Here is an 11,115-nt window from a genome sequence, read left to right as displayed (position 1 = left end):
GGGGTTTTTTTTTTTTTTTGGGGCCGGTTGCAGCGCATTGGCATGATCGAACCAATGCGCGTGGGTCTTCTTCATCATCAGCTTAGCGCCTCGCCGCCGTCTTGCAAGGCGTTCAGCGGATCCGGCGAGATGCCGCAAAACGCCAGCACGCTGTCGGCATGATCGGCGAATTCGGTGATGCCGTGGTCGCTGCCCTGGATCACGGTCTGCCGTGCACCGGGGTAATGCGCCACCATCTCGCGCCAGTCCAGTACTTCGTCGCCGGTGGCGGCGATCAGGAAATAACGTTCCGGCCGGGTAATCTTGTCCACCGCCAACGCGCGCAATTCGTCGATATAGGCGTGCTTGAATTCGAACGGCTCGTCGGAATGGTAATGCGTGGTCACGCCGACGTAGGATTCCAGATCGCGCGGCGGCTTGACCGCGGGATTGAGCAGCACGGCGCGGCAGCCCAGGTGTTCGGCCAGCCAGGTGGCGTAAAAGCCGCCCAGCGAGGAGCCGATCACGGTCAGTTGTTCCGGCGGAAATTGTTCAGCGTAGTCCAACGCCAGCCGGATCGCCTCGGCGGGCGAAGCCGGCAGTTGCGGGCAGTAGTACTCGTCAGCCCGTCCCAATGCCTGCAAGCGCTCGGCCATGTGGCGCGCCTTGAAGGAATGCGGCGACGAGCGGAAGCCGTGCAGGTACAAAATCATGCCAGCGCGTCCAGCAGCTTCTGATGGACGCCGCCGAAACCACCGTTGCTCATGACCAGCACATGGTCGCCCGGACGCGCAGCCTGCTTGATCGCCTGCACCAGCGCGCCGAGATCATCGAAGGCGTTGGCCTTTTCGCCCAGCGGCGACAGCGCCTGCGCCAGGTCCCAGCCCAGGGCCTCCTTGCCCGAGCCCTTGGCGCCGTAGCCGAACACCAGATCGGCATCGGTCAGGCTGGCCGGCAAGGCGTCTTTCATGGTGCCCAGCTTCATGGTGTTGGAGCGCGGCTCCAGCACGGCCAGGATGCGCGCCGCGCCGACCTTCTTGCGCAGGCCGGCCACGGTGGTGGCGATGGCGGTGGGATGGTGGGCGAAATCGTCGTAGACGGCCACGCCATTGGCGCTGCCGCGCAGTTCCATGCGCCGCTTGACGCTCTGGAACGCGCCCAGCGCCGCAATGGCCTGGGCCACCGGCACGCCCACGTGACGGGCAGCGGCAATGGCCGCCAGCGCATTCATGCGGTTGTGCTCGCCGGTCAGTTGCCACTCCACGGTGCCTTGCGTCTGGCCATCGAAGAAGACATCGAAACGGCCATCTTCATGGGTCAGCAGCGACCAGCCGCTTTGGCCAGGATTGACGCCGAAGTTCTCATGCTCGCTCCAGCAGCCGCGCGCAATCACGCGCTCCAGCGCCGGCTCGCGGCCGTTGACGACCAGCCGGCCGATGCCGGGTATGGTGCGCACCAGATGGTGGAACTGGGTTTCGATCGCGGTCAGATCGGGGAAGATGTCGGCGTGATCGTATTCCAGGTTATTCAGAATCGCAGTCCTGGCGTGGTAGTGCACGAACTTGCTGCGCTTGTCGAAGAAGGCGGTGTCGTACTCGTCGGCTTCGATGACGAAGAAGATGGAATCTTGCTTCTTGCCGTCTTTCATGCCGGACAAGCGCGCCGAAATGCCGAAGTTCATCGGCACGCCGCCGATCAGGAAGCCCGGCGCGTAACCGGCGTCTTCGAGGATCCAGGCCAGCATCGCCGAGGTGGTGGTCTTGCCGTGCGTGCCAGCCACCGCCAGCACCCATTTGTCGCGCAGGATGTGGTTGCCCATCCATTCGGGGCCGGATACGTAAGGCAGACCGCGGTTGAGGATTTCTTCCATGAGCGGGTTGCCGCGCGAGACCACGTTGCCGATGACGAACAGATCCGGTTGCAGCTTGACTTGCCCGGGATCAAACCCCTGGATCAACTCGATGCCCTGCGCCTCCAGCTGGGTGCTCATCGGCGGGTAGACATTGGCGTCGCAGCCGGTGACCTTGTGGCCGGCTTCTTTCGCCAGAACCGCCAGACCGCCCATGAAAGTGCCGCAAATGCCGAGGATGTGAATGTGCATAGTGAATCTTGATAAGGAATCCCGGGATTTTACCTGAGCCGGCGGCCTCGCCGGGCGATAACTGCACGCCCGGAGTATTATTGCGGCCATGCACCAAACTGATATCGAACTCCTGCGTGCGGAAATCGCCGCGGCAGCCGCCCGCATGATCGCCGAGGACGGCGCCGATTACGCCAGCGCCAAGCGATCCTGCCTGATAACACGCAGATCGAAGACGAAGTGCGCGCGTATAACGAATTGTTCTTCGGCGACACCCAGCCGGCGCGGTTGTTGCACTTGCGGCAACTGGCGGTGCAGGTGATGGAGGAACTTGCGCGCTTCAATCCCTATCTGACCGGCGCCGTGCTCAACGGCACCGCCGGCGAGCATTCGGACATTCATTTGCAATTATTTACGTCCAGCGCCAAGGACGTCGAGATTTTCCTGCTGAACAAGAACGTCAACTTCGAGGTCAGCGAGAGCAATCATTTCAAGGGCGGCCAGGCGATGGTGGAGACGCTGAGCTTCCTGCTGCCGCAAAAAGGCCGGGCGCCGGAAGGCGTGCACCTGGCCGTGTATGATGTCGACGACTTGCGCGGCGGCGTGCGGACCGCGTCAGGGAAACGCACTGCGCGCACCGAACGCGCCGATATCGACGCAGTTCGACGTCTCATCGTGGAAGAAGACTCATGAAAAAGCGAAATTACCTGCTATTTGTGCTGATTGCGATCATCGCCGCCGGTGTCGGCGTGTATACCAGCCACAAGCAAAACCAACCCGCCCCGCAAACCCCGGAAGCGCGCGCCGTCGCCAACCTGTTTGCGCAGACCATGCCCGACGCCGCCGGCAAGCCGCAAGCCTTGTCGCAATGGAAAGGCAAGCCGCTGATCATCAACTTCTGGGCCACCTGGTGCGCACCTTGCGTCGAGGAAATGCCGGAACTGGCGGCGCTGCAAGCGGAAGTCGCACCGGTGCAAATCATCGGCATCGGCGTTGATTCCCAGGAGAACATCGCGCAGTTTGCGGAAAAATTCCATATCTATTATCCTCTCTATGTTGCCGGAACCGGCGCCACCGATCTGCTGCGGCAGTTCGGCAATCAGGCCGGGGGTCTTCCCTTCACGGTCCTGGTGGGACTGGACGGCAACCTGAAAAAGGTCTATCTTGGGCGCCTGAATTTTGATGAGCTGCGCCGCGACCTCGCCTCCCTCAAAAACATGTAAATTAAAGTTTTTCTTGCCAAATGAAGTCATTTGACGGCAAAATGCGCGCATCGTCGTCAAACGGAGCTTTATCTCCATGGCAATAAACCTTCTCCTCCTCAATGGGCCCAACCTGAATCTGCTGGGCTCGCGGGAGCCTGAAGTCTACGGATCGACCACCCTGGCTGACATCGAGCAGCGTGCATCTGAGCAAGCTAGCAAAGCCGGTGCGCGCCTGAGCGCTTTCCAGAGCAACCACGAAGGTGCACTCATCGACCGCATCCATGCCGCCCGCAAGGAAGGCGTGGACGCCATCGTGATCAATCCGGGCGGACTCACCCATACCAGCGTGGCATTGCGCGATGCGCTGGCGGGCGTGGCCATTCCTTTCGTCGAAGTGCATATCTCGAATATCCACCAGCGCGAGGAATTCCGTCACTTTTCCTATCTTTCCGGCATCGCCAAGGCCGTGTTGTGCGGCTTCGGCGTCGATGGTTACCGGCTGGCGATTGATCACCTGCTGCTGCAGCCATAAGGATCCCGTCCCATTCTTTTCTATCCGCATCGCCATGTTGCATGGAGCAGGAGGCGATGATGGCCCAATCAACTAGTTATATCCCTATTTAATACTGAGGAATTCACATGGATTTACGGAAACTCAAAACCCTGATCGATCTGGTCGCGGAATCTGACATCGAAGAGCTGGAAGTCACCGAAGGCGAGAGCAAGGTCCGCATCGTCAAGTCGTCGGCCACACCGCAAAACCAGGTCGTGATGATGCAGCCGCAGGCAGCGTATCCGCAAACCCTGCAAGCCCTGCCGCGCCGGAAGGCCACATCGTCAAGTCGCCGATGGTCGGCACCTTCTATCGCTCCTCCGCTCCGGGCGCTCCGGCGTTCGTCGAAGTCGGCAAGGAAGTCAAGGAAGGCGAAACCATCTGCATCATCGAAGCAATGAAGCTGCTCAATGAAATCGACGCCGACAAGGCCGGCGTGATCAAGCAGATCCTGGTTGAAAACGGCCAACCGGTCGAATTCGGTCAACCTCTGTTTGTGATCGGCTAATCCTGCCAGAATACGGATGCATGTCCGGCGCGCCTGCCTGCGCAAGCTCATGGCAGGCGGATGCGCCGGCCATCCCGGGCGGATCTGGTTATCTGTTTGTAAACGCTTGACTATTGGCGACGCACATCCCTCATATGTTTGAAAAAATCCTTATCGCCAACCGTGGCGAAATCGCTCTCCGTATCCAGCGCGCATGCCGTGAAATGGGCATCAAGACCGTGGTCGTGCACTCCGAAGCGGACCGCGAAGCGAAGTACGTGAAGCTGGCGGATGAATCGGTCTGCATCGGCCCGGCTCCTTCCGCGCTCAGCTACCTGAACATGCCGGCGATCATCAGCGCCGCTGAAGTGACCGACGCCCAGGCGATCCATCCGGGCTATGGCTTCCTGTCGGAAAACGCCGACTTCGCCGAGCGCGTCGAGAAATCCGGCTTCGTCTTCATCGGCCCGCGTCCCGAAAACATCCGCATGATGGGCGACAAGGTGTCGGCCAAACAAGCGATGATCCGCGCCGGCGTGCCGTGCGTGCCCGGTTCGGAAGGCGCCTTGCCCGACAATCCGAAAGAGATCGTGCAGGCTGCACGCAAGATCGGCTACCCGGTCATCATCAAGGCGGCAGGCGGCGGCGGCGGTCGCGGCATGCGCGTGGTGCATACCGAAGCAGCGCTGATCAACGCCGTCACCATGACCAAGACGGAAGCCGGCGCAGCGTTCGGCAATCCGGAAGTCTATATGGAGAAGTACCTGGAGAATCCGCGCCACGTGGAAATCCAGATTCTCGCCGACGAACACAAACAGGCCATCTGGCTGGGCGAGCGCGATTGCTCGATGCAGCGCCGCCACCAGAAGGTCATCGAAGAAGCGCCGGCGCCGGGCATCCCGCGCAAGATCATCGAGAAGATCGGTGAGCGCTGCGCCGAAGCCTGCCGCAAGATGAACTACCGCGGCGCCGGCACCTTCGAATTCCTGTACGAAAACGAAGAGTTCTACTTCATCGAAATGAACACCCGCGTGCAGGTCGAACATCCGGTCACCGAAATGATCACCGGCGTCGACATCGTGCAGGAGCAGATCCGCATCGCTTTCGGCGAAAAGCTGCGTTACCGCCAGCGCGACATCGAGCTCAAGGGTCACGCCATCGAGTGCCGCATCAACGCCGAAGACCCGTTCAAGTTCACGCCGTCGCCGGGTCGCCTGACTGCATGGCACGTGCCGGGCGGTCCTGGCATCCGCGTCGATTCGCACGCCTACGCCGGTTACTTCGTGCCGCCGAACTACGACTCGATGGTCGGCAAGGTGATCTCCTACGGTTCGACCCGCGAGCAGGCGATCCGCCGCATGCAGATCGCGCTGTCGGAAATGGTGGTCGAAGGCATTTCGACCAACATCCCGCTGCACCGCGAGTTGATGGTGGATGCCCGCTTCATCGAAGGCGGCACCAATATCCACTATCTCGAGCACAAGCTGTCGGAGCGCCCGACCGCGCCGGCGGCGGACAAGCCGGTGAAGAAATAAGTTGAAGAAGTAAAGGCAAAGAAACCGATGGGTTGGACCGAAATTGTCATTCAAGTCACGCGCGACCAGGCTGAGGCGCTCTCCGACGCCTTGATGGAGTCCGGCGCGCTGTCGGTTTCGGTGGAAGACGCCGACGAAGGCACCGTCGCCGAGCAGCCGCTGTTCGGCGAGCCCGGCATGGAGCCGACCGAAGCGGCGTGGGAACGCAGCCGCGTGGTCGCTTTGGCCGACGTCGATGCCGACCACGCGACCATCGTCAACGACGCCGCCAAGGCGATTGGCCTGGACTACGCCCTGCCGTTCGCCTTGCGTTCGGTGGAAGAGCAGGACTGGGTGCGCCTGACGCAATCGCAATTCGAGCCGATCCACATCGGCAAACGCATCTGGGTGGTGCCGAGCTGGCACGATGCGCCGGAACCTGATGCGCTGGTGCTGGAGCTTGACCCCGGCCTGGCCTTCGGCACCGGCAGCCATCCGACCACCCGTCTATGCATGGAATGGCTGGAGCAGCATGCCGTCGATGCTGCGACAGTGCTCGACTACGGCTGCGGCTCCGGCATCCTGGCGCTGGTCGCCAGGAAACTCGGCGCGCAGCACGTCATCGGCGTCGACATCGATCCGCAAGCGCTGGAATCGGCGCGCTTCAACAGCGAGCGCAACGCCTGCGACATCGAGTATCACCTGCCGGAAGCCTTCGTCCGCAGCTATCCCGAAAACCAGACCTTTGCCATCGTGGTCGCCAACATCCTGGCCGGCCCGTTGCAACTGATGGCGCCGATGCTGGCCGGTCGCGTGGCGCCGGGCGGTTCGCTGGTGCTGTCGGGCGTGCTGGATCGCCAGGCGCAGGACGTCATCGCCGCCTACGCACCTTACCTCGAACTGAGCGTATGGGCCGAGCATGAAGGCTGGGTCGCCCTGGCCGGCCGCGCGCCGACGGTGTAAGCATGCAGCACGGCTTCGTCCATCGCCGATACAACGGTGCCGGATCAATTCCGGCGCCGGCCCGCATCACTCCCGACGAGGTCCGCTGATGGCGCTGGCGACCCAATGTCCCTTCTGCCAGACGACATTCCGCGTCGCCCAAGATCAGCTCAAACTGCGCGGCGGCCTGGTCCGCTGCGGCGCTTGCAAGGAAGTCTTCAACGGCAACGACCACCTGGTCGCGCCCGAAATCGCCCAGCAACTGGTAGTCGCGCCGTCGACGCCTGCCGCCCCTCCCCGTTCCACTGAATCCGCAGAACCGCATGCGCCGCTCGGCTGGCCGCCTTTGCCGGGCTCGCCGCCGGTGCCGCCAGTGCAAGTTGCGACTGCCCCGACGTCTCCTGCAGCAGAACCATCCGCGCCGGCAGCACCGCCCCCATGGATGGCCACGGCCAATCTGTCCGCCGCCTTCGCCAGTATTGCAGCGGAAACCAACGACGCCCCTTGGGGTGCGCCGCCGGTGCCGAAGAACGAGGCGCCGGATGCTGCGCCGGCGACCGCGCAAGAGACCACGCCTGAACCAGCGCCGCCGGTGTCGTTTCCGCTGCCGGGCTCGCCCACGACCGCCCCGGCTTCTGCCGACAATGCGGCATCGCCGCTTGCCGCACCGGACGCCAGCATCAACACGCTGACACAGGCCTTGTCGTATCCGATTCCACAGACCTCTTCCGTCGTGCTGACAGACGTCGGCGCTTCTGAAACGCAGGCTGAAGCGGCAGCAGTTCTCACACCGAAACAGCAAGCTCACGAAGAGGCCGGCGCAGAAGAAGAGCTTGAAGAGGAGGAGGAAGAAGCCGAAGAGACTGAAGACGACGAAGACGCCCCCGCCTTCGTCCAGAAAGCCGAACGTCGCGAGCGCCTGGGCCGGATCGTCCGCGTCGTCATGATCGTCGGCGCCGTCATCCTCGGCATCGCGCTGTTGCTGCAGGCGACTTATGTCTGGCGCAACACCATTGCCGCGTGGCTGCCATCGACGCGACCGTTGCTGGCGGCCGCCTGCGCGCCCTTGCATTGCTCCGTGGGCCTGCCGACCAGCATCGACCAACTGGTGCTGGAGTCGAGCGAACTGCAATTGGTGCCGCCCAATCAGAACATCTACGCCTTGTCAGCGCTGCTGCGCAACCGCGGCTATGGCGCGCAGGCGTGGCCTTATCTGGAACTCACGCTCAACGATGGCGATGAAAAGGCCATCATGCGCCGCGTCTTCACGCCACGCGAATACCTGGGCTCGACGAAACTGGTCGACAGCGGCCTGGCCGGCGAAGGCGAACAGCAGATCAAGCTGACCTTCGAGCTGACCCAACCCGCTGCATCGGGCTACCGCATCTATCTGTTCTATCCCTGATCCCGCGAATCCCACGAATCCCGTGGATCCCGCAGGCCACGCGCGGCAACAAAAGGCGCAAAGACGGCGGGATTCTTCTACAATGCTGCATTCCCAACTTTTCCAGACTACGCCATGAGTTCACTGATTTGCGGCTCGCTCGCCTACGACAACATCATGCAATATGACGGCCGCTTCTCCGAAGCGCTGCTGGCCGATCAGCTGCACAAGATCAACGTGTCCTTCCTGGTGCCGACCATGCGCCGCGAATTCGGCGGCTGCGCCGGCAACATCGCCTACAACCTGAAGCTGCTCGGCGGCGAACCGGTCATCATGGCTACCGTCGGCCAGGACAGCGCACCGTACCTGCAACGCTTCAAGGATCTCGGCATCTCTACCGACAGCATCCGTGTGATCGACAACTCGTTCACCGCGCAATGCTTCATCACCACCGACGCGGGCAGCAACCAGATCACCGCTTTTCACCCCGGCGCCATGACCTTCTCGCATGAGAACAAAGTCGCCGACGCCGGTGCGGTCAAGTTTTCCATCGTGGCGCCGGACGGTCGCGACGGCATGTTGCAGCACGCCGAGCACAGCGCCCAGCAAAATATTCCGCTGATTTTCGATCCGGGCCAGGGCCTGCCGATGTTCAGCGGCGACGACCTGAAACATTTCATCGAGCTCGCCACCTATGTCGCAGTCAACGATTACGAAGCCGAGTTACTGACCACACGCACCGGCCTGAACCTGGAGCAGATCGCCCGGCAAGTCTCGGCGCTGATCGTCACGCGCGGCGAACTGGGTGCAGAGATCTACGCCGATGGTCAGAAGATCGACATCCCTTGCGTGCCGGCCGAGACCATCGCCGATCCGACCGGTTGCGGCGACGCCTTCCGCGCAGGCATGCTGTTCGGCCTGGAAAAGGGCATGGACTGGGCCACCATCGGCCGCCTGTCCAGCCTGATGGGTTCGATCAAGATCGCTTCGCAAGGACCGCAGAATCACGCCCCCACGCTGGCCGAAATCGACGACCGGTTCCACAAGGCCTTCGGTTACCGCTTCGCCTGATCGCACCTGGCGCAGCCGCAGGGCGCCGCTCATTGAAAGGATTGATCATGAAACGCCTCGTTTCCACGCTCCTCATCTCATGTGCGGCATCCCTGCTGGCGACACCCGGCGCCATGGCCGCGCTGAAAGCGGGTGACAAGGCGCCGGACTTCACGGCGCAGTCCTCGCTCGGCGGCCAGGTATCGACGTTCTCGCTGGCCGATGCGCTCACGAAAGGGCCGGTGGTGCTGTACTTCTATCCCGCCGCCTTCACCACCGGCTGCACCATCGAAGCCCACTTGTTCGCCGACGCCATCGACCGCTACAAGGCGCTCGGCGCCACCGTGATCGGCGTGTCCAACGACAAGATCGAAACGCTCAATAAATTTTCCGTGAGCGCATGCCGCAGCAAGTTTGCGGTGGCTGCCGACACCGACCAGAAGATCATGAAGGCCTATGATGCCGTGATGATGATCAAGTCGGATTACGCCAGCCGTACGTCCTACGTTATTACTCCGGACCATGCCATCCTGTACGAATACAGCAGCATGAACCCGGACAAGCACGTCGAAAATACGCTGCAGGCGCTACAGCAATGGGCAGCCAAAAAGAGGTAAAACAGACAAAGCAAGAAGGCAGAAACAACAAAGCCGGCGATGGTTTCCCATGCCGGCTTTGTTGCGTCTGATGCGTCTGATGCATCGGGGCCCCAGGCCACTCTTTGCTTTATCCGATCGACAGGATCAAAGTGCTGACCAGGCGCACCGCAATTTGCAGCAGGATCAACGCTGCCAGCGGCGACAGGTCGACGTTGCCGATCAGCGGAAGGACCTTGCGCAGCGGACGCAGCAAAGGCTCATTCAGCGCGCGCACGAACGGCGCGAGCGGTGCATACGGATTGACCCAGCTGAAGATCGCTTCGATGATCAGCGTGGCCATGAAACCGTAGAAAATCCATTGGAAGAACCGCACCAGCGAGAACAGAATGATCGGCTGGAAATCAAACCCCGAGGCGAATCCCAGCGCCGCAATGATCGACAGCAATATCACCAGGAACGCGCCGACCAGGCTGGCCCAGTCATAACCGCCCACGCCGGGAAAAATCCTGCGCAGAGGCTTCACCAGCCAGTCCGACAGCTGGAACACGAACTGCCCCACCGAAGCCGGCGGGCGCACCTGCACCACCTGCATCCAGAAACGCAGCAACAGCACCCCGGCGAGCACGCTGGCGATGGCGTCAACGATCAACATGAAAATGCTATGCAACACGGTCACTCTCCATAAGAAGCTGTTTGCTTATCGATCTCCGCCCCGCGGAGGCCCTCTGGTGCACATACTAAACCATGCAGCCGTTTTCCCTATGTGGGGACGGCGAATAATTAAAAAAGACCAAGATGCCCGGTCGGCCCTCACCGTGCAGGCAAAAAAAACCGCTGCATGAACGAGTCACACAGCGGTATTTTTGCACCTGATTACTCAGGCGCCAGGCCAGGTCCGATTAAGGACGTGTTGTGCCTGTTGGGAACGGCCAAGCTGCTGCCGGGTTCAGCACAGTCTTCACAGCAGGAGCTGCTGCAGCGGCTGGCTTAGCTGCCGGCTTTTTAGCCGCAGGCTTGGCGGCTGCCTTCTTGGCGACTGGCTTCTTCGCTGCTGGCTTGGCTGCTGCCTTGACGGCCGGCTTTGCAGCAGGCTTGGCGGCTGGCTTCTTGGCCGCTGGCTTGGCGACTGCCTTCTTCGCGACTGGCTTCTTCGCTGCAACTGCCTTCTTAGGAGCTGCTGCCTTCTTCGCCACTGGCTTCTTCGCTGCTACCGGCTTCTTCGCTGCGACTGCTTTCTTGGCGACTGGCTTTTTAGCGGCGACGGCCTTCTTCGCTACTGGCTTCTTGGCTGCAACTGCTTTTTTAGGAGCTGCTGCTTTCTT

Annotated in this window: 11 protein-coding genes and 2 pseudogenes; 9 read left to right on the top strand and 4 right to left on the bottom strand. The window is 61.6% G+C overall.

Going from position 1 to position 11,115, the window contains the following annotated elements; genetic code table 11:
• Nucleotides 1-77: 77 nt before the first annotated feature.
• Nucleotides 78-692: a YqiA/YcfP family alpha/beta fold hydrolase gene (locus tag HLUSI_RS0112350; protein WP_016834271.1), complete on the bottom strand. Its 615-nt coding sequence runs from the start codon at nucleotides 690-692 to the stop codon at nucleotides 78-80.
• Nucleotides 689-2,080, bottom strand: a complete 1,392-nt coding sequence (gene mpl / locus HLUSI_RS0112345) for a UDP-N-acetylmuramate:L-alanyl-gamma-D-glutamyl-meso-diaminopimelate ligase (RefSeq protein ID WP_016834270.1) — start codon at nucleotides 2,078-2,080, stop codon at nucleotides 689-691. The genes HLUSI_RS0112350 and mpl overlap by 4 nt, the downstream gene beginning before the upstream one ends.
• 88 nt (nucleotides 2,081-2,168) lie before the next feature.
• On the opposite strand from mpl, the pseudogene HLUSI_RS28370 reads away from it, so the two are divergent.
• The 9 genes and pseudogenes from HLUSI_RS28370 (at nucleotide 2,169) to HLUSI_RS0112300 (ending at nucleotide 9,811) form a co-directional block, all read left to right on the top strand.
• Nucleotides 2,169-2,752, top strand: a pseudogene (locus HLUSI_RS28370) (hypothetical protein).
• Nucleotides 2,749-3,282 (top strand): TlpA family protein disulfide reductase, encoded by a 534-nt coding sequence (locus HLUSI_RS0112335; RefSeq protein ID WP_016834268.1) that lies wholly within the window; start codon nucleotides 2,749-2,751, stop codon nucleotides 3,280-3,282. The pseudogene HLUSI_RS28370 and the gene HLUSI_RS0112335 overlap by 4 nt, the downstream one beginning before the upstream one ends.
• Before the next feature lie 76 nt (nucleotides 3,283-3,358).
• Complete coding sequence (aroQ, locus tag HLUSI_RS0112330) at nucleotides 3,359-3,796, top strand: type II 3-dehydroquinate dehydratase (RefSeq protein ID WP_016834267.1); 438 nt, start codon at nucleotides 3,359-3,361, stop codon at nucleotides 3,794-3,796.
• 107 nt (nucleotides 3,797-3,903) lie between these two features.
• Nucleotides 3,904-4,325: pseudogene (gene accB, locus HLUSI_RS28365) on the top strand (acetyl-CoA carboxylase biotin carboxyl carrier protein).
• Between the two features lie 134 nt (nucleotides 4,326-4,459).
• Nucleotides 4,460-5,839 carry an acetyl-CoA carboxylase biotin carboxylase subunit gene (accC, locus tag HLUSI_RS0112320; RefSeq protein WP_016834264.1) on the top strand — a complete coding sequence of 460 codons (1,380 nt, stop codon included), beginning with the start codon at nucleotides 4,460-4,462 and terminating at the stop codon, nucleotides 5,837-5,839.
• A gap of 27 nt (nucleotides 5,840-5,866) precedes the next feature.
• Nucleotides 5,867-6,781, top strand: coding sequence for a 50S ribosomal protein L11 methyltransferase (prmA, locus tag HLUSI_RS0112315; protein ID WP_016834263.1), 915 nt, complete (start codon nucleotides 5,867-5,869; stop codon nucleotides 6,779-6,781).
• 88 nt (nucleotides 6,782-6,869) lie between these two features.
• Entirely contained in the window at nucleotides 6,870-8,165 is a 1,296-nt protein-coding gene (locus tag HLUSI_RS0112310) for a DUF3426 domain-containing protein (protein ID WP_016834262.1), read from the top strand.
• Between the two features lie 114 nt (nucleotides 8,166-8,279).
• Nucleotides 8,280-9,215, top strand: coding sequence for a carbohydrate kinase family protein (locus HLUSI_RS0112305; RefSeq protein ID WP_016834261.1), 936 nt, complete (start codon nucleotides 8,280-8,282; stop codon nucleotides 9,213-9,215).
• A gap of 47 nt (nucleotides 9,216-9,262) precedes the next feature.
• A complete protein-coding gene (locus HLUSI_RS0112300) occupies nucleotides 9,263-9,811 on the top strand; it encodes a peroxiredoxin (protein ID WP_016834260.1) in 549 nt (182 codons plus the stop codon).
• Nucleotides 9,812-9,920: 109 nt separating this feature from the next.
• On the opposite strand, the gene HLUSI_RS0112295 is transcribed toward HLUSI_RS0112300, so the two are convergent.
• Together HLUSI_RS0112295 and HLUSI_RS31580 are read right to left on the bottom strand one after the other, a co-directional pair.
• On the bottom strand, nucleotides 9,921-10,463 hold the full coding sequence (locus HLUSI_RS0112295; protein WP_029363446.1) for a YggT family protein: 543 nt from the start codon (nucleotides 10,461-10,463) through the stop codon (nucleotides 9,921-9,923).
• 229 nt (nucleotides 10,464-10,692) lie between these two features.
• On the bottom strand, nucleotides 10,693-11,115 hold a 423-nt coding region (locus tag HLUSI_RS31580; RefSeq protein ID WP_040503435.1), incomplete at its 5' end, for a histone H1-like repetitive region-containing protein.

The sequence above is a fragment of the Herbaspirillum lusitanum P6-12 genome (assembly GCF_000256565.1).
GTDB lineage: Bacteria > Pseudomonadota > Gammaproteobacteria > Burkholderiales > Burkholderiaceae_D > Herbaspirillum > Herbaspirillum lusitanum.
Note: the sequence above shows the minus strand (reverse complement) of the source record. Positions and strands in the feature narration are given on the sequence as shown.